15 protein-coding genes are annotated in these 18,921 nt (G+C 65.2%); 13 read left to right on the forward strand and 2 right to left on the reverse strand.

What is annotated here, in order from left to right; all coding sequences use genetic code 11:
- Positions 1–192: 192 nt before the first annotated feature.
- Positions 193–1,548 (forward strand): ATP-binding protein, encoded by a 1,356-nt coding sequence (locus ACIBVN_RS54695; protein WP_397149841.1) that lies wholly within the window; start codon positions 193–195, stop codon positions 1,546–1,548.
- Here ACIBVN_RS54695 and ACIBVN_RS54700 read toward each other — a convergent pair.
- Complete coding sequence (locus ACIBVN_RS54700) at positions 1,510–2,499, reverse strand: hypothetical protein (protein ID WP_397149843.1); 990 nt, start codon at positions 2,497–2,499, stop codon at positions 1,510–1,512. The genes ACIBVN_RS54695 and ACIBVN_RS54700 overlap by 39 nt on opposite strands.
- A gap of 556 nt (positions 2,500–3,055) precedes the next feature.
- Here ACIBVN_RS54700 and ACIBVN_RS54705 point away from each other — a divergent pair.
- Positions 3,056–3,703: a hypothetical protein gene (locus ACIBVN_RS54705; protein ID WP_397149845.1), complete on the forward strand. Its 648-nt coding sequence runs from the start codon at positions 3,056–3,058 to the stop codon at positions 3,701–3,703.
- Between the two features lie 35 nt (positions 3,704–3,738).
- Complete coding sequence (locus ACIBVN_RS54710) at positions 3,739–4,494, forward strand: SDR family NAD(P)-dependent oxidoreductase (protein ID WP_397149847.1); 756 nt, start codon at positions 3,739–3,741, stop codon at positions 4,492–4,494.
- A 502-nt stretch (positions 4,495–4,996) separates the two neighbouring features.
- On the opposite strand, the gene ACIBVN_RS54715 is transcribed toward ACIBVN_RS54710, so the two are convergent.
- Positions 4,997–5,452: a GntR family transcriptional regulator gene (locus tag ACIBVN_RS54715; protein ID WP_397149849.1), complete on the reverse strand. Its 456-nt coding sequence runs from the start codon at positions 5,450–5,452 to the stop codon at positions 4,997–4,999.
- 1,274 nt (positions 5,453–6,726) lie between these two features.
- On the opposite strand from ACIBVN_RS54715, the gene ACIBVN_RS54720 reads away from it, so the two are divergent.
- The 10 genes from ACIBVN_RS54720 to ACIBVN_RS54765 all read left to right on the forward strand — a co-directional run bounded on the left by ACIBVN_RS54720 (position 6,727) and on the right by ACIBVN_RS54765 (position 18,919).
- A complete protein-coding gene (locus tag ACIBVN_RS54720; RefSeq protein WP_397149850.1) occupies positions 6,727–7,857 on the forward strand; it encodes an ABC transporter substrate-binding protein in 1,131 nt (376 codons plus the stop codon).
- Positions 7,858–8,384: 527 nt separating this feature from the next.
- Positions 8,385–9,464 carry an ABC transporter substrate-binding protein gene (locus ACIBVN_RS54725; protein ID WP_397149852.1) on the forward strand — a complete coding sequence of 360 codons (1,080 nt, stop codon included), beginning with the start codon at positions 8,385–8,387 and terminating at the stop codon, positions 9,462–9,464.
- Entirely contained in the window at positions 9,461–10,624 is a 1,164-nt protein-coding gene (locus ACIBVN_RS54730; protein WP_397149853.1) for a methyltransferase, read from the forward strand. Before ACIBVN_RS54725 ends, ACIBVN_RS54730 begins: the two co-directional genes overlap by 4 nt.
- A gap of 310 nt (positions 10,625–10,934) precedes the next feature.
- A complete protein-coding gene (locus ACIBVN_RS54735) occupies positions 10,935–12,011 on the forward strand; it encodes a methyltransferase (protein ID WP_397149855.1) in 1,077 nt (358 codons plus the stop codon).
- Positions 12,012–12,280: 269 nt separating this feature from the next.
- Positions 12,281–13,801, forward strand: a complete 1,521-nt coding sequence (locus ACIBVN_RS54740; protein WP_397149857.1) for a methyltransferase — start codon at positions 12,281–12,283, stop codon at positions 13,799–13,801.
- Positions 13,802–14,877: 1,076 nt separating this feature from the next.
- Positions 14,878–15,759 carry an SAM-dependent methyltransferase gene (locus ACIBVN_RS54745; protein WP_397149858.1) on the forward strand — a complete coding sequence of 294 codons (882 nt, stop codon included), beginning with the start codon at positions 14,878–14,880 and terminating at the stop codon, positions 15,757–15,759.
- Between the two features lie 371 nt (positions 15,760–16,130).
- Complete coding sequence (locus ACIBVN_RS54750) at positions 16,131–17,576, forward strand: ATP-binding protein (RefSeq protein ID WP_397149860.1); 1,446 nt, start codon at positions 16,131–16,133, stop codon at positions 17,574–17,576.
- A complete protein-coding gene (locus ACIBVN_RS54755; protein ID WP_397149862.1) occupies positions 17,573–17,980 on the forward strand; it encodes a roadblock/LC7 domain-containing protein in 408 nt (135 codons plus the stop codon). The genes ACIBVN_RS54750 and ACIBVN_RS54755 overlap by 4 nt, the downstream gene beginning before the upstream one ends.
- Entirely contained in the window at positions 17,977–18,345 is a 369-nt protein-coding gene (locus ACIBVN_RS54760) for a DUF742 domain-containing protein (protein ID WP_397149864.1), read from the forward strand. The genes ACIBVN_RS54755 and ACIBVN_RS54760 overlap by 4 nt, the downstream gene beginning before the upstream one ends.
- A complete protein-coding gene (locus ACIBVN_RS54765) occupies positions 18,326–18,919 on the forward strand; it encodes a GTP-binding protein (RefSeq protein WP_397149866.1) in 594 nt (197 codons plus the stop codon). The genes ACIBVN_RS54760 and ACIBVN_RS54765 overlap by 20 nt, the downstream gene beginning before the upstream one ends.
- The last annotated feature ends 2 nt before the right edge of the window (positions 18,920–18,921 follow it).

The raw sequence follows: 18,921 nt of genomic DNA on the forward strand, positions 1-18,921 counted from the left end.
GAAGCGTGAAGAACTCCCATCCTCCCAGTTCAAAGGGCACCTCACTTGATTTCCTGGTCCTCGCTCAAAGTTTCACGCCGTGGATTCAGGCTAAGCCGCCTTTCGCTTGAGGAGCTCCTTGCCCACCTCAACCATTCCCGGGCCCTGCGCGGGACCGAGGCCGACGTTGAGGCGGCCCATCGACACCGCACCGTGTATTCCGCGATCGGGTGGAGCCATCAACTGTGCGAACCTGACGAGCGCCTGCTTTGGGCCCAGCTGTCGGTCTTCGCTGGCGGATTCGACGTTGAGGCGGCCCAAGCTGTCTGTGGAGATACCCAGGCGGGCAGGGAGATCGCTCCGCTACTCGACGCGCTTGTCCGCAAGTCCATCCTTCGGCGCGAGACCGACAGCCGCTACCGGATGCTGGACACCTTGCGCGAGTACGGGGGGATGTGGCTGGCTGAACTCGGAGAGAGCGAGCGACTACGTCGACGTCACCGCGACTACTACCTCGCCTTGGCCCACCAAGGAGAGGCGGCCTGGTCCGGCGCCGGGCAGGTGCATTGGTACAACCAGATGCGCGTGGAGTTGTCGAATGTGCGAGCGGCCGTCGACTGGAGCCTCACCCAGCCGGGCGAGGCCGGCCACGGGCTGGAACTGGTTAGTGCATTGTGGTTCTTGTGGGTGGCGTGTGGCTTCAGCGCCGAAGGACGTCACCACCTTCGGCGCGCTCTCGGCGTTAACGCCACGCCCTCTCCCACACGGTGCAAGGTTCTGTGGACCGAGTCCTACCTGGCCAACGCACAAGGCGACTTAGAGCGCGCCACCGCTGCCGCCAGGGCTTGCCGCGACGAGGCCATCAGCATCGGCTATCTGGAGGGCGTCGTGGTCGCCACCAAGATGCTCGGCACGGCTGCCCTCCTGAGCGGTGATCTGCGGGCCTCCGGCGATTACCTCGGCCAGGCTCTCGGATATCTTCGCGGAGATCTCGATCACCTTAATCAAGGCCTGCTGCCAGCCGTGGTGGAGCTGGCCCTCGTGGTCATCATGCGAGAGGAACCGAATCAAGCCCTCCCGCTACTGGCCAAATGCCTGAGACACTGCCAGGCCACCGGCGAGTTGTGGCTGCGTAGCTACGCCCTATACGTGCAGGCCTTGGCCATGCGGGCGCTCGAGCAGACGGCGGAGGCCATCGCGTCGCTGTGCACCGCGTTGAAGATCAAACGGCATTTCCACGACGTGCTAGGCATCGTGTTGTGCCTGGAGGCTCTGTCGCAGCTAGTGATCCAAGCCGGCTACCCGGCATCAGCGGCCGCAGTGCTCCAGGGCGCGGCCGAGGTGAACTGGCGTGAGTATGGTTTGCCCATGTTGGGCAGCCCCTTCTTCGCAGACGATCACGCCCGCTGCGCTCGCCAGGTCCAAGACCTGATCGGCGAGCAGGGCTACCAGCAAGCCTTCGCCTATGGCACCGCCTTGAGCCTGACCGATGCCATACGGTTTGCCCTCGGCGAGGCCGGCGCCCCGAGCTCACTGGCGGTCGACGTCTTGGACTTCATCGCCCGCTGACTCCGCGCGATTACTTGCAGACATGTAGCGGGAACTGCGAGTCGAGTACGCCAGGGCTCCGCTGATCCACGCCTGTAGGCCCCGCACCAGCGCGGTCAGGGGGTCGTGGCGGCGGCCGATGAGCAACTGCCCCTGGGCGGCGACGTGAGCGACGGCCTCCTCACGCATGCGGACGATCCGCTTCATAGCCTGCTGGACCGACAGCCCCTCATGAGTAATGAGCACCGACACCAGGTTGTTAACGCCGTTGGCCGACAGCCGCTCCTTTGGCCAGCTGATCAGGTCGTTATCCCAGACGACCACGTCGACCGCATGCCGGCGGAGCGCGTGAACTTGTGGGTCGGACCACATCTTGGCGGCAAGGGGGCGCTCGCTTGCGATGTCGATGAGCGCATAGACCGTGTGCATGGCGCCGGTGAAGCGTCGCATCGTGACGTACGCTTCCAGGGTGGGCACCTGGTCATCGGTCCGGTTGGCCAGCTCCCACAACTGCGCTAGCAGATACTCGCTTGTGGCCGTCGTCCAACGGCGGAGCTGTTCGGCGTTCGCCACGGCGGCGATGCGGGTATAGACGTCGGCCAGCGCGCGTCCGAACCCGGAGCTGCCCTTGTGATCGCCCGTCAAGACGCGGCGTAGTTCTGGGATCGTTTGCGCCGCAGCGACGGAGCCGTCGCTTTCGTAGATCACGTCGTCAATGGCGAACAACCAACTGATCCAGTCGCCGGTCAACTGCAGCATCGGGAGGCGTGCGTAGGGATAGACGCGCGCGGTGAGCTCGCCGTAGGCGGCGCGGGTGAAGTGGTGCATCTGTTGTCGTGTGAGTATGTCGAAATGTTCAACCCATTGTTGGGTGCCCGCTTGGATCGCAGCCACGTGAGGGCTGACGCGAACTGGAAACGGGCAGGTCAGGGAAGGCAAGGTGAAGGGCTCAAGATTGTCTGGGACTGTCATCAGGCAGCCTCCTTTGCGCCACTAAGCGGGTCCCATCTGGCGGGACGAGCCAGAGGGCGTGCTGGGCTCCAGGCTTTGATTAAAGAACTCAAATGATCTTTTGTCAAACGGTTGACAGGAGATCGTTTGGGGGCAAGTCTAGGAACGCCCAGACGCCCCAACAGTCTCGATAGCGCACCTGAGTACTTGGGTGTCGAATACTTCCCTGTATTCACCAGCCACGCACTTAGGTGACCGGCTGAGCGGTAATCGTGATTTCCACAAATCGATCACCGCTGCAGCTGGCGAGCCACCAGGCTGCTCCAATGCCGAGCATCCACGGCGGCGCCTGGCCGGAAACAGCCATCACAGCAGAGGGGGCCAGATGTCGTACCCACAGCTTTCCCCAGGCGCACAGGCCGCCGTCGACTGGCAGCGGTGTGATGACCCCCGCACCCCGTGGTGTTCCGACGGTGCGGGCGGAGGTCCCGGATCCCAGGGGGGGCCGGGACCTCACAACCCCATGCATGGCCTGTATCGAGGCCCCCAACAGCAGCACGTCATCCCTTGGAAAGCCATGGTCCACGGCACGTGTGTCGCCACCTGGGACGAATTCGCCATGCCCGAGGCCGGGATGTGCTCAGCGTGGAATCGACTCCTGGCCGAACCGCCAGACACAGACATCTATCAGAGGCTGGCGGAGGTCGTTCCGCCCGGAACGCGGTGGCATGCATGGCCCATTCACGCCGTACTGGAGGGCTGGCTTGCCTATGCAGAGGCCGCACTTGCCCCCGTCGATTTCGTGCATTTGCTGGGGAAAGATGTCGCACCTGGCGTAGAAGGGCTCTGTCAGGTGATCGAGACCCGCTCTCTGTCCCTGGAAGTCGTCGTGGGACCGTCTGTGCCCCAAGACCCTCCGGGGACCATCAGGGTCCGTCTCGCCCGGACCAAGGCTCTTGGCAAGCTCTGGGATTTGGGCGCCCTGGCCGACGCTTACAACACGACGCTGCCGGCGCCGCTGGCCGCTCAGCAATGCTCCGGCCTGGAGTTCTATGCCGATCATCCTGTCGCCCACTTCGCCCACCATCCCGAGGAATTGGCCATGGTGGTGTGGGCTGTTCTGGGCTTGATCACAGGCGATACACCGGGGCACGTGGCGATGGAGATTGCTGCCACGACCAGCTACATCGACCGACACTCCCTCCGTCACGCGTTCGTATTTTGACGGCTCTTGCAGCCCACCCCTCTACAGGATCACTCATGGACCTTGGCCTGGAAGGTAAGTGCGCTGTCGTCACCGGCGGCAGCAGAGGCATCGGCCTCGCGGTCGTTCGTGAACTGCGCAGGGAAGGGGTCGAAGTCGTCGCCGCCTCTCGAAAGGGCAGTAACGACCTCGCCATCCTCAAAGTGCCCTCGGTGGAGGTTGATCTCACGCTTCCCGAGAGCTCTGCTGAACTCGGCGACCGCGTCCGACAACATCTGGGCGAGGTGGACTTCTGGGTCAACTGCGTCGGAGGCATTGAAGGCGCCTCGCTACAGGATGATTTGGTGCACATCATTGAGCGTTGGAAGGCGACCTTCGACGTCAATGTGGTGAGCGCCTTGCGCGTAGCCGACGAGCTCCTGCCTGATTTGATCGCCCGTCGAGGTGCAATCGTGCACATTGCCGGGCTGAGTGCGCGCCGAGCGGGGCTGAGCCCCCTAGATTATGGTGCGGCGAAGAAAGCGCTCATCGCGGTGAGTCAGCACCTGGCCATCCAATACGGGCCATACGGTGTGCGGAGCAATACGATCAGCCCAGGCCCAACAGCTACCCACCTCTGGGAAAGCGTGGCAGCAGAAAACGCCGTGAGCCTTGATGCTCTCTATGCAGCCCTGCCCGCCACCGTCGGCATGACCACTGGTCGCATGATTGATCCCAAGGAGATAGCAGCCCTGGCAGTTTTCCTCCTCTCATCCCGTGCTGCAAGCATCACGGGAGCGGACCACATCGTCAGTGCTGGACTGTCAGCCTGACACCCCCAACCGGTGGTCGAGTGCGTTAGCGGCTCCCGTCAACAAGCCGCCGCCTGTGAGCTTGAACCACCACCACTGTTCGTCCACACCAACAGCCACCTGAGGCACCTACACCCAGCCCAGGTGGCCGGTGTGATCGCTTGCCACGGCATTCCAACTCTGGCGGTGATCGGATGCCGCGGCTTACCCGCCCCTCGGGCCCGGTTTCGGCCCTGGGCGGGCGCGGCGGGGTCGCGCGCAACACGGCGCGACCCCGCCGCTCAGACTTCACCTGTGACCACGAAGGGCATCTACTCCCGCTAAGGTCGAAGCACCTGACCAGCACCCGCACACGAGTGACCGTCCGCCTCGCCGGCGCGCTTGACGCCCCTTCGATACCCCCAGCGAGACACACAACGGGCCAGGCTGCGCCAGCCGATCCGGGCCTCCAACCAAGAGCATGACGTGATCGATGAGACTCGCCTTCAGAAACGGCTCAGGAAACCTGTAAGCTCCCGCGTCTTTACTCGTTGGGCGGCGCCGTATCACGTTGGGCGATGAACGTGCCCTGGTCTGCTACGGTGCGCAAGACACCTTCCTCGGTCAGGTGGGCGATCGCGGAGCGCACACTCTCGCGCCGGACATCCTGCTCTTTGGCCAGCGCGGCCTCGGACGGAAGCGGGTGGCCAGGCCGGTAGGTGCCGTTGCTGATCCGGTCGACGATGACGGCGGCGATCCGTCGATCGATCGGGATGACGTATGTACCGCGCCCCATGACAGTGCGCAGCACATGCTCCTCGTTCAATGTCCGAACGGCGGAACGCACGGTGTTGCGGGAAACACCGAACTCCTCACACAAAGCCGCCTCCGAAGGAATGGGACCTAGTTCGGGTGCGTAGGTGCCGTCATTGACCCGCTTGAGGATGACGGCCGCGAGCTGTCGATAGATCGGGTCGGGTCCGAGCAGGTCAATACTCATGGGCTGACCCTATGTGACCTGGGATAATGCTAATCAGGTAGGTACAGGTAGTGACAGGTAGGTGCGGGCTGGAATAGGATTTGTGGCATGGCCTTCAGCCCTCCAACGAGCGGTCCGAAACGGCCCGTGCGACGCGTCCCGGCGCGCGCTGAGGGCCGACCCGTGAACCGGGCCGCTGCATCACGCTCCACCACCCTCGAACGCGACGGTCCGTGCGCTGAGCTCGTTGGCCCACGACATGGCCGCCAAAGCACGCCGGCGCATGGACGGTTGCCGCCGTCAGCGTCGTCAGAGGGTGACGGGGTCCTGGATCGCGCGCAATGCACCGTACGGCAAGAGTCCCTTGACCTGCGCCGGATCATCCAATCCTGCTGTCGTGGGGGAGCGGTCTAGTCATCCCAACGCAACGCTGGCCACGTCAGGAAGGACGCCCTTTTCGCCAAGCACGCAACAAGCGAGACCGATCGCCTGGATGGGCGCTGTCAACGTTGGTGGGCCCGTCTTAGGGTGCGTGAGCCATGCGTGAGGTGGTCCGGTCGGCTGGCTGTGAAACGGGACCTTTGGCATGTGTGCGTCGTTGCGCAGCCAGGTGCCGGGCACAGCCGTGACGGCTGGGAAGCCGTGACGTGGGGGATGCAGCCCTCTGCGATCATGCCGCGCCCGCCTTACGGCAATCATAATCACGCGGCGCTGTGAGGAGATCGAGCCCACCTCAGCCTCAATGACCGTGTCACAGGGCGGCCAACGCCGCCGCCAGGGATGGCCACGTGGCCGGCTGAGGGCAGGACGCCCGGGCGGGGGGCGTCCGCGAGGGTTGTGCCCTGCGCTGACTGGGGTCCGTAAGTCAGCGCAGGGCACAACAACCTCCGGCGGCCGTGTGACACACAGCCACTGGAGTCGCCGACATTACCTGGCATAGAGGCGCGACCTGCGGCATCGGCAACTAAACCCGAAAGGAGGTCACGCGCACGCCAGCACGTTGCTCGCCATCCATAGCCGTCCACTCGGACGAACGCGTAGCGGCCGGTTCGGAGGCCGTCCGCCAACAGCCGCCCACTCCATGACCAACAGTAAGCCTGGCACCGGGCCGCCTCGATGCCCCTTGCTTCCTGGACCGCCCCACTCGTCGCTTGAGGAGGACGGGCATCCGCAGATGGGGCACTGCTCGTCTGCCGGCTCATAGTCGGCAGCGTCTGCTCGGACAGACGAGACCCTTCGCCACGGTCGTTGGGCGTGCTATCTCCTCACACCACCTATCCTCACTGAGAGCTCCTATGGCGATACACAAAGTGAACACATGCGTGGTGGTGCTCCTCCTGAGCACTGCTCTGGGTGCCTGCACGGCCGATACTGATCGTCGCGCGGCACCCTCAACCCAAGGCACCGTTCCTGGAACTATCAACACGGCATGCGCCGCAACAAGTGCCACACCCGCGAGCACCGACATTGCCACGCTCAAGGTGGGTGTCATGCCGATCGCCGATTCCGCTGCCTTCTACATCGCGATGAAGAAGGGGTACTTCGCGAAAGAACGCCTGAACGTCGAACCGGTGACCGTGCAGGGCGGCGGACCGGCCATCGGCATGATGAAAGGCGGTCAGCTCCAAGCCAGCATCGTTAACTACGTGACCGCCTTCATTGCGGAGGGCCGAGCTCCTGGCAGTGTCACCGTCATCGCGCCCGCGTACCAGGGAGCTCCGGGTGCGTTCAAACTCATGACCAAGGCGAACAGCCCAATTCACCGTTTGGCGGACTTGGCGGAGACCAAGACCAAGGTCATTGTGGCAACGTTGCACAGTGTCGGCACGCTGACGACCCAGGTGGCGCTCAAAGCTGAGGGCGTCAGCGACTCTCGTGTCGCGTTCGCCGAGGTTGCCTTACCGGACATGGCCCTCAATCTGGAGCGCGGCTTGGCCGATGCCGCGTGGATGACCGAGCCCTTCATCACCGAGTGGCGGGACAATGGCGGGCGCGAGCTGTATGACGTGGTGATGGCGGGCGAAGCAGCACTGCTTCCCATTGCCGGTTGGGCTGTTACCGCCGATTACGCTCGCGAGCACTCCGACATCGTGCAGCGACTGCAGCGTGCACTTCTCTGCGGCCAGCAAGACGCCGCCGCCAATCGTGCCGAGGTCACCGAGGTGATGCGCACGTATACCAAGATCAAGCCGGGCGTTCTCCCACGGATCGCCTTGGGCAGGTTCCCCGCGGAGCTCAATGCCGAGGCGCTCCAGCACCTGGCGGCCCTCGTGCACTCCTATGAGAAGCTCGACAAGCCGGTGGACGTCAGCTCGATGCTGGCGCCCGCCCCGCCGTCGGCCACCTCCACACCGACGTCATCAGCGCCCACCACTTCGCCCGTGAGCGCGACGCCGTCGCCTTCTCCCACACCGGGGCGGTCGTGACAGCGCCGGTGCTACCGCCGCGCGAACATCCCCGCCATGAAATGTGGCCCGACCAGCCCACTATTCTCGGCTGCCTCTGGGACTTTTGCGAGCTGGCGGCGGTCGCCGAGTTCAAGATCGCTGACTATCTCGTGGGCGCTTCGGAGCCGGTTCCGCTGAACACGCTGGCGGCGTACTGCTGGTGGAAGCAGAACAACGGGTCCGGGCATGACACCGACAGCCCGGCCCCAGGCCCAGGTGCGTCGAAGGTGCACCTTTCGCTCACGAGCACGACGTGGCTCGCACCATGCGGCCGGTGGTACGGCGCGGCCTGGTACGCAGCGACGAACGCCTGACCTTCACCGGCACACGCTTGACCGTCCCGGCGAGCGAGCAGCCGTACTGAGCGTCCGGCCGCGGACTCCTGTGGCGCCGAATGCGCATGGCTGGGAGCGGAGCAAAGTCCACGCTGCGGCCCGATAGAGCCCTGTCGATCGGCTTCCATCCGCCACCACGTCGACCGACTCGACCGCTTGATGGATCGCCTCATGAAACGCACAAAACGTATACTTCTAGTCGCATTTATCGTTCTCGCGACCGTTCTGAGTGGTTGTTCGCGCGAGCCTGCCTCGCTGTGCGAGGTACGCATGGCCCCACCCGGTGCCCAGCTGACGACGGTCAACGTCGGCAGCATGTACATTCCGGAGGCCGCGACGCTGCAGGTAGCCGCATCGAAGGGGGGCTATCTCGAGAGACAAGGGCTGCGCGCCAATACGACCTTCGTTCAGGGCGGCGGCGCAGCCCTACCGCTCTTGCAGACCGGCAAACTCGACGTGGCGATCATGAATTACGTGACCGCCCTCCAGCACGAGGCGGCCAGGCCGGACGAACTCAAGTTTCTCGCCGACGCTTATCAAGCTGGCAAGAACACGTTCAAACTCATGGTGCGCAAGGACAGCCCACTACGCACGCCCGCCGATCTGCGAGGGAAGACGGTCGCCGTCGTGACCCTCGAGTCCATCGGCACCCTGAGCACGGAATACGTCTTGGCAGAGTACGGCCTGACCAAGAACGACGTCACCATGACAGCCGTCCCGCTGCAGAAGATGACCGAAAGGCTGGAACGCAGCAGGACCGCACCGGATGCGGAGCCTATCGACGCCGCTTGGATGACCGAGCCCTTCATCACCTCCTACGCTAGCCAGTTCGGGGGCCGCACTCTCGTCGACGTCATGGACAGCGCTCTGGACAGCTTCCCCATCGCCGGCTGGGCCACCACCAAGACATGGGCCAGCAAGCACACGGACCTGCTCACCCGCTTCCAGATCGCGATGTCCTGTGCCCAGTCGGCGGTGGACGGGAACCGCGCCCTCGTGACGAAGGCACTGCTTGGATACATCCCCAAGCTGGACGCCAAGACCGCAGAGTCGATCACGCTCGGCACCTTTCCACTGTCGCTGTCCCGCAATCGGCTTCAGCGAGTCGCCGACCAGATGCAGGAACGCAACTACCTGCGCCGCTCCCTCGACGTCTGCTCCATGTTGCTGCCGATGCCAGCCCTTACTCCCACACCTGAAGCATCTCCGTCCCCCTCCACCACCAACAGCCATCAGGAGTGCGCCCCATGAAAACCCCCAACCCGCACCCCGTCGGTCAATCCGCCCCTGATCGTGCGCCCGAGGACGCCTGCCGGCACATCCAGCGCATCCAAGATGCCGCCGCGCTCAACATGGTGCTGTACGCCTTCTGCGAGTTGCGCCTGGCCGATCGCCTGGCGCAGGGGCCGGCCACCGGACCCGAACTCGCCGACTGGTTGAGGATCAACGCCGACGCCCCGGACGTCGACGTCAGCAAGCTGGAGCGCTTCCTCGGCGTGGCCGAAGCCGGCGGTCTGGTGACACGTTCAACCCAGGGATACGAACTGACCACGGCGGGGCGCACCCTCGACAGCTCCGCCCACGGGTCGATGCGGCCAGGCGTGATGTGGCGAGGCACAGACCTGTCCCGGATGGCGATGGCATCCCTGCCCTCAACGATCCTGACCGGCAAGCCATCCGCCTTGCAGGGAGCCAGCGGGCTGTATGACTGCCTGCAACGCCAGCCCGCGGCGGACCAGCGCACCTTCGACGAGTTCATGTCCCGCTTCAGCGACAGGATCGCCTCCCACGTCGCCACCTGCTCGTTCAGGCACATCGAGGGCGAATGCGCCTTCGTCGGCAAGCAGTACGTGGTCGACGTCGGCGGTGGCCGCGGCACTCTGCTCGCCGAGACCCTGCGCAACCATGCGCATCTGCGTGGCGTGCTGGTCGAACTCGACCGGGTCGCGGACGAGGCCCGCGATCACCTGGCCACCGCCTATCCCGACCTCACCGGCCGGTACGAGGTCGTCAACGGCGACATGTTCAAGGAGGTCCCGCCCCGTCCGCAAGCGGTGTACCTGCTCTCACGCGTCATCCACAACTACGGAAACGACCAGTGCGCGGTCCTTCTCAAAAGGCTCGCCTCGGCGATGGGCGAGAGCGGACCCGGCGCTGAACTGTTCCTGATGGAACACGTGCTCCCCGAAGACCCCCAGATGGAAGACGCTCGGCTCCACCCTAGCCATGCACTGGACATGATCATGATGGCGCTCACCGTCGGAGGTCAGGAGCGCGACCTGTTCGCGCTGAGCAGGCTGCTCACGGATGCCGGATTCATTTTGCCCGCCGCCGAGGCTAAGCCGGATCTGCCGGCAGGGATGACGCTTGTGATCGCCCGCATCAACCCGGACGCCTCACCTCCGCGATAACACGCGGCTCCACCCGTATCGAAACCGCCCACACACGGCTCTGGCGCCACTGTTCCGGGGTGACGCTCCCAGCCCGAAACCCCAGTGGAGGCACAGCAGCACCCGCTGGGATACCGATCCAGAACCTCACCGCGACCTGCGCAGCCCACCGCAGCAGGTCGCGGTCTCCCCGCCCCGACCCATGCCATAAGAGGGGCGGGGGCCAGGGGGCCCGCCACCGGCGATCGGCGTGGCCCCCTGGCCCACACCTGACGCGGACAGGACGCCCACCAACACCAACTGTGAGAAACGCCGTGGCGAAAGGAAGAGCATGAGCCATCCCGAGACGACACCCCCGTCCCACCCCGCGCACCCGCACAAACTCCACAGCATTGCCACTGGACCAGCGCCGCAGGTCGCCGCCCCTTCCGCCATCAACGATTCGCCATCATGGCTGAGTAAGCTGCGGCTTTTCATCACCTGCGGTGGTGCCGAAGCACTGGCCATGCAAGGCCCCATGACCAGCGATGACCTGGCGGCATGGTGTGGTGCCACCCAGACCGTCATGGCCATCACCCTCAACATCCTTCGCCACCACAAGATTGTCGTGCTTGAGGACGGCCACTTCCGGCTCGGCACCCTTGGCCCCGCGAGGGTCGCCGCGCTCACGTCTTTCACACAGGCCGAGATGCTGCCGCCGGCGCGCCGCGGAAGCAGCCACCATGCCCCGATCTCGACTCAGCACACCCACCTGGCGAGCGCACCAACCCCACAAGCGCCCCTCTACAGTCCCCGTCTAGCCGAGTTCGGCGACACCATCGCCGCCGCCATCGGCCGTGATCTGGCCTGTCTGGGAGCGGACCACATCGCCTCGGCCCATACCGTGGCCCAAGTCGGCGGAGGCCAAGGCGAATTGCTGGCCGCCGTCCTGGCGGCCCATCCGCACCTTCAAGGCACCTTGGTGGTGTGGCCTGGCGCTGACTCTCGCGCCAAGGAGTACCTGGCTGCACAGAGGCTGCAGCACCGGGTCAAGCTGACCGCCGCTCATCTGCCAACACAGGCGCCGCCCGCTGACCGCTTCATCCTGGCCCGTCTCTTGCGCCATCTGCCCGGCCAACAATGCCTGCGGCTGCTTGCGGCCGTATGCGCCAGCCTGCTCGGGTCCAGCGGCGACAGCCAGCTCTGGTACATCGATGGTCCGCTACCGGCGCCGCAACCTCCCTGCGTCGACTTGGGCGAGCCCGGGATGCGCATTTGGGACAGCCTCCTTACCGGGCTCGACCGCTCCAGTGAGGACCTTCGAACCCTTATGGAACAAGCCGGACTCCGCCTGCATGAGGAGAGAAGCCTGTCGCACGGTCAACACCTCATGATCGCCGTGCCCGCGAGCCGGCACTCCTCGCCCTAGAACTGGCCTGCTCATTGGGACGCTCGATGCCTCGATGCGCGCATCGTCGTTGCCGGGCATGTTCCACAAGCGAGGCGGACATGGCCAGGCTGGTGGCCCCTTCGTATCGCCGGCTGGCCTGTTCTTTCCGCCCGCGGCATGGTGAGCGCCACCGTAGCTCATCCGGCGCCCCGGCTCGCCAGCCGCCGTGGCGTGGCATCGCGCCAGGCCAGCTGGAGTTCTCGCTTGATGGCGTCGTCCACTTTCACCATTTCCATGAGGGGGCATCTATGACCACTCCCGCGCCTGCCGACAACGTGGAGCCCGCCCAGGTTGGCGAGGCGAGGCAAGCCATCCAGAGGATTCTCGACAACCTGCCCATCTACGCCGCTCTCCATACGCTGTGTGAGCTGCGAATCTTTGACCGCCTTGCCCGCTCGGCCGCCACAGCCGATGCTCTTGCCGACTGGGCCACGCCTGAACCGGACCGCAGTCGCGATTACCTCCAGCGCGTACTGCGTGTGGCTCACGCCCACACATGGACCCCTCGCACGCCCGACGGGGTCTACCATCTGTCCGATCTGGGACACAGATTTGTGACCACCAGCTCCGCTTCCGCCCAGGGAGCAGTGATGGAATCCGCCCTGGGGAAGCGGCGATTGGGCGATGTTAACCATGTGCGTTTGCTGTCCGGGGGTGGCACGCAAGAACCGGTGTGGCCCATCCAAGTGATCCTTCGCCGTCTGGACCTGTTCGAGGCGCTCTACCTGCTGTGCGAGCTGCGCATTCCAGATCGACTCGAGGACGGGCCCGCCAGCTTCCATGAGCTGCACGCCTGGTGCAGGCAGGCTGTGGACAGGAAGAGCTGGCAGCGCACGCTGACCCGTGACGACCTGAGAAGGCTCCTGCGCATCTGGCGAGTTCAGGAATGGGTCAGCCAGGACCCTTGCGGGCGCTACCAGCAGACCACCGTCGGACACCTGCTCATCAGCGCCGGGCCAGTATCCATGCGCCCCGCTGTGATGATCTACGCACTACGGCCCTGGTGGAGGTCGCTGGCAACCATGCACACCACCGTACGCATGGGAAACCCCGTACTGTTGGCTGGCCGCGGCAGCGTCGAAGGCCTCATCGCCGATCAACCGCCGGGCGCCGCCGAGCTCATCGCCGCCTACCGGGCCCACCGCAGCGCCAGCATGGCACCGGCGATCGCTGATGCCATCAGGGCCGACACCGGCGAAGTCCGACACCTGATCACCATCGGCGGCGATGCGATCTTGCTGTCTGAAATTCTCCTCCGCCTTCCCGCTGTCAATGGGATTCTCGTGGCACACGGCCATAACGCCGATGCCGCAGCCCGCCGCCTTGCACAGAGCACCGATCTCTTCGGCCGCTGGGGAGGCGGAAGTCACCACGGCGCGCGATCCGAGATCCCTATCCGTTTTCACCCCCTCTATCTCATCCCCGATCTGATCCACGACCTGTCCGACCGCGACGCCCGCGATCTGTTCGCCCGCGTCGCGGCCGCGATGGTCCTCTCCGGACCTGACAGCGTGCTATGGATCGTCGCATCCGTGGTGCCTGAGGTGCCCAGACCGCATCCGAGCCTCGCGCAGGACCTGCTGCAGATGACACGCACCCGCCACGGCCGCGAGCGCACCGTCGTCGAATACGCCAATCTGCTGAGCACGGCGGGGCTGCTGCTCACCGCCACCTTCGACATGGGGGATCGGACCATCATCGTGGCACGCAGTGCGCGCGACCGGCCGCCCACCCTGAAAGAGCAGCGTTCGATGCTGCGAGCTTCCTAACCGGCTGGTGGCGATACACCGTCGCGTGCGCGGCGGCTGCTCGCCAGCGTTGTGATCGTCCCTGCGGCACCCGATCGGGCGGAGGGGAGAGGTGCCGCGGCTGACCCGCCTCCGGAGGATGAGGCCCGGGTGACAGGTGACAGGCAGGGATCGGACCGCGCAGAGGCGGCCGCACCCTCCAACCCGAAACGGCTCCTCGAGTATCCGCGGACCAATACGACGCTCTGGCCCATCGCGGAAATCGGGCACCCGGGTGCCGCTGCGGCAAGGCATCAGACGGCCGCCCTGGTTCCGGTACGCCATCATCATGTGCCTTTAGCGCTTGGTTGACGGTCTTCTGCCGCTAACCGCGGTCACTGCCAGCGCCACGCTGCCTGCCGGCGGCCGTGCGGATCACAGCCAACGCCAGAGGTCTGCGGCGGTTCACATGGGTCTGGAGGCTGGCTTCGGCCGTGCTCTGCGGCGAGTGCGCCTGGGCAACTCTCCGTCGCTCACCTACGGGGCGACAACTGGCCGCGGCGTCTCTGCCTCGAGGTACGTGTCCTCCGCGAGGGGGTTCGTGCCGTTGGAGTCTCCCGCCAGACCGACCTTGCCCCAGGGCACGCCCAGCACTTCGAAAGGGAGCGAAGGCAGGGGCATGTCCAACCGCCCAAGGTCATGACCTGGGTGTCCTCAGCAGTTTTCGTGATATCTGGCCTACCTGTATAGGTACAGGTGATGACAGGTGGGTACGTCTTGACCTAGGGTATGGAGCATGCCCTCAGCGTTTCGGCGCACGGCCCGCGGCGGTACGTGCCATGCGGGCCGACAAGATCGGCTGGCCGACCCGTGTACTGCCAGGCGGCACACGAGTTCGCTGTCCTGGCTCCAGGCGTGTCTCGAGTCGCCACCAGCGCCTCCAGACAGGTCGGCTGCGCTGCACAGGTGTCCGCGATGGTGTGCATGCCCAGCGCCTCGGCGCGCTACCAATGGCTCGTAACGGGCCACGCGTCGTGCGTGTCACCTGTTGGCGCCACGGGTGCCAGCCCGGGGCGGTCACATCACCCAGGTGAGCGCGAAGAGCCGATCAACGTCCAATGAGCAGCTTCTGGCTGCCGCCCCGCCGGCGGTCTTGTCAGTTGAGGAGTTCGGCGCGGGCATCAGTGATGGAAAGCGACATGACTTCTGTTTCAGGGATAGATGCCACACTGCCGGGAATTGCTCGGGTCTATGACTACTGGCTGGGCGGCAAAGACAACTTCGAAGTCGACCGTGAAGAGGCCGAGAGGCTTGCCAAGATAAATCCCAAGCTCCCCGACATAGCGTGCTCGAACCGGCGCTGGATCATCCGCGTTGTCCGTTACGCCGTCAGATCGGGCGTACGTCAGATTCTCGACGTGGGATGCGGTCTGCCCACCTCGAGCGTCCAGTTTCCCAACGTTCACGAGACGGCCCAAGAGGAAGCGGTTGACACTCGCGTGGTCTACGTGGACAACGACCCGATGGTGCAGACCCACGGCCGGGCACTCCTGGCGACAAACGAGTGCACGAGCCTGCAGGTGGGTGATCTGCGGGATCTGAATGCGTTCCTGGAAAGCATGAGGTCGTGGGGTCTCGACCTGTCCCAGCCTGTCTTGCTCCTGCTGGCTGCTGTCTTGCACTTCTTCCCTGACCGTGGGGAACCCCACCCCAAGCGGATCGTTGGTGAGATCATGGGCCGCCTACCGCCGGGATCGTTTCTGGCGATCTCTCACGGCGAGGACACAGGGGACCTGCGCGAGGTCGCCAAGAACTACACCGCCGCCAGCACTCAACTCCGAAACCAGCAGCAGGTGCTGGAGTTGTTCAGTGGCCTGGAACTCGTCGGCCCAGGGGTCGTGCAGTTGCACAAGTGGCACCCCGATGAGGACAGGACCTCGCTCAACTATTCCGTACCGGTGCTGGGCGGTCTGGCACGCAAGCCGAGCTGCCATGCGTAGCCGCCATGGGAAGGGTCGCCGGACGGTGTCGGTGGGTCAGTCTGAGAACGCCCGACGGACTGTTCCTCACCAGGGACCTAACGGCCCTAATGCGGCGCTTGGCGTAGCGGCGAGCCGTGATCACACTTCGTGTCCGGGGCGTCACCGCTGCTGTGAGCAGATCCGCACTGATGGTTAGCCGATTGGCCCGCCACCCAACCTCGATCACGACACATCTCCCAACGTCGGAGGCGACCAGCCCCCAGCTTCGCCTGCCCGAACATGACTCATGCCCCCTCTACCTCCAGGTGATCATGGCTACTGACCCTTCACCTCCACCGCGGCCGCCCGCAGTTTCGCGCTGGCTCACGTCGCTCGCGTTTTGGTTCAGCGTGATCGGCACGGTGTGCGCCAGCATGCTGGTCGTGGTGGCTATCCGCTCCGGTGCCGCATTTTTGCTGGTAGCGCTATGCACGGCTGCGCTCCCCCTCGCCGTCATGACGCTGATCTTCGTCAGCTGGATGAACCGCACGGTGCAACGCCTGCTCGACTACCAAAATGAGCGGGCACGGGCATTCTCCGCATGGCAGCAAAAGCTGCTGGCTGACCACAACCATGACGTCAGCAGATGGCGTAAGAAGCACGTGGCCGAGATGAACTCCGCCCTGCATCGCCTTGTCTCTCACCTGGTGGAAACCCGCATCCCTGCCGCGGTCAGCCACGCTCCTGTTCCGGCCGCAGCTCACGAGCCCGTCGTCAGCGACGACATCACCAAACTGTTGGAAAGCGTGATAGACGCGGTTGGTACGCTTGTCGACCAGCATGTCAGCAGGCGGGAAGCTCTGCTGCAGGTGCTCGTCGCTCTCGCTCGCCGTGTGCAGCCCTCGGCCCATCGCCTCCAAGAAGCCGCGACATACCTGGCTGAAGCTCGGCCTGGGGACGAGCTAGTCCAGCGCACTGTCATGAACATGGACCATGCCGCCGCCCAGCAGGCCCGCGCGGCGCAAGGCCTGGCAGTGCTGTGTGGCGAGTGGCCAGGCCAGCAGTGGCCCAGGCCGCTGGCGCTGGTCGAGGTCGTCCGGGCCGCTTCCGGCCGCATCGTGGATTACCTGCGCATTAAGGTCGTCGGCGACATCACGCTGGCCGCCGCGGCCCCTGTGGTGGAACCGCTCATCCACTTGGTGGCTGAACTCCTCGCCAACGCCACCACGTGCTCTCCGCCCTCCACCGACGTTGACGTGACGGTCCGCATGGTTCAGCGTGGCGCCGTCATCGTCATCGATGACGGAGGGGTCGGCCTGGATCAGAACCGGCTCGCCAAGGTCAACGCCATTGCCTCCGGAAGGCAACTGCCGGAGCTGGAAGATCTGCTGGACTCCATGCAAACGGGCCTGCTGGTAGTCGGGACCCTGGCCCGACGCCACAACTTCCGAGTTGACCTGAGTGAGTCCCCGTTTGGTGGCGTGCGTGCCGTGGTGCTCGTCCCGGACGAGGCCGTCGAGGTCCTCAACGATGAGGATGTCCTGGCCCTCGCTCATTTGCCAGCCTCGCCCACACCAGCTTCGCCGCCGCGCCCGACGGCCCTCGGCACAGCCCCCGCCGCTGAACACCGCGGAGCTTCAGCAATCAGTGGACTGCCGCTGAGGCGCTCGCCACGCCACGACCCGCCGCAACCTGTCGGCCCCCCACCTGCAGCGGCGCCCGCGCCGCCGTCTCCTGCCCAAGACCCCAGCGAATTTCTCGGCCAATACCTGCAGGGTGCCCGCAGCGTGCCAGCCGACCAGCAGGAGCACCCCACACCGTCACCCAGCTCAGCCCAGCAGGAGGAACACCGATGATTGACAGCACTCGGGACAACACCTGGATGCTCAATGACGTTGTCGACGTGCCCGGCGTGCGCTACGTGGTGGTCTCCACATCCGACGGCCTGGCCAAGATCAGGTCTACAGCCACCGAGCGTGACGAGGCCGACAGGATCGCCGCCACGATAGCCGGCTTGCAGTCCCTGGGCCGCTCAACGGCACAGGCCTACGGGAGCGGTTCCCACGCCGTGCGACAAATGCTGTTTGAATTCGAAGGCGGATGGCTGCTCATCCGGGCTGCGGCTGAAGGCTCCCACCTGGGCGTCGTCACGTTCGCCGACGTCGACGCCAGGCTCGTCTCCCAGCAGATGCAGGCGGTGATCAGACGCCTTGGCGAGCACACGCTCGCCACACCCGCGCGCTCCACAGAAGTCACATGAACGAGCCTGCCGCGCCCCAGGAATACTCCGACCAGGCGGTGCGGCCGTTTGTGATCACCGGCGGACGTGTCCGAGCCTCACGTAACACCATCAGCGTGGACACGCTGCTTCGGGCGGCGTCCGACGGGCCGCCTCTACCCTTGACGGCCACGCGCGAGCAACGGGCGCTCCTCAAGCTATGCGCACGGCTGCACACGCTCGTCGAGGCTGCCGTCAAACTGCAGTTGCCCGTCAGCGTCGTCATGATCGTCGCGTGCGACCTGGTCGACTCCGGGCACCTGCACGCCCGCCCGCCCATCCCCCAAGCAGGGCGCCCTCCCCTCGAAATGCTGCAGGAGTTACTCGATGGCCTCCGCAACCTCTGACGGCTGCCTGCCCAACAGCGTGCAGCAGGTCGCGAAGATCCTCATTGTCGGCGGGTTCGGCGTTGGCAAGACCACCATGATCGGCTCCGTGTCAGAGATCGAACCCTTGCGGACGGAAGAGACCATGACCGAGGCCAGTGCCGGCGTCGATGATCTCACCCACCTGCCCGGTAAGCAGCGCACCACGGTGGCGCTGGACTTTGGCCGCATCACCGTCACGCCCAAGTTGGCTCTGTACCTGTTCGGAGCACCGGGCCAGCACCGTTTCTGGAACGCCTGGGAAGGCCTCGCTGAGGGCGCTGTCGGCGCGCTCGCTCTCGTGGACACGCGACGCCTCAACGACAGCTTCGCCGTGCTCGACCAACTCGAACGCTACGCCGCCCTGCCGTTCGCCGTGGCCGTCAACCTCTTCCCCGACAGCCGCAACCACCCCCTGCCCGAACTGCGCGACGCTCTCGACCTGCCCGCTCACACGCCGCTGACGACCTGCGACGCCCGCGACCGCACCTCCTCCATCACTGCACTGATCAAGCTCGTCAACCACGCGGCCGAGCTGACCTCCACCCGCTTCTAGGA

Source organism: Nonomuraea sp. NPDC049400, from assembly GCF_044466425.1.
GTDB lineage: Bacteria > Actinomycetota > Actinomycetes > Streptosporangiales > Streptosporangiaceae > Nonomuraea.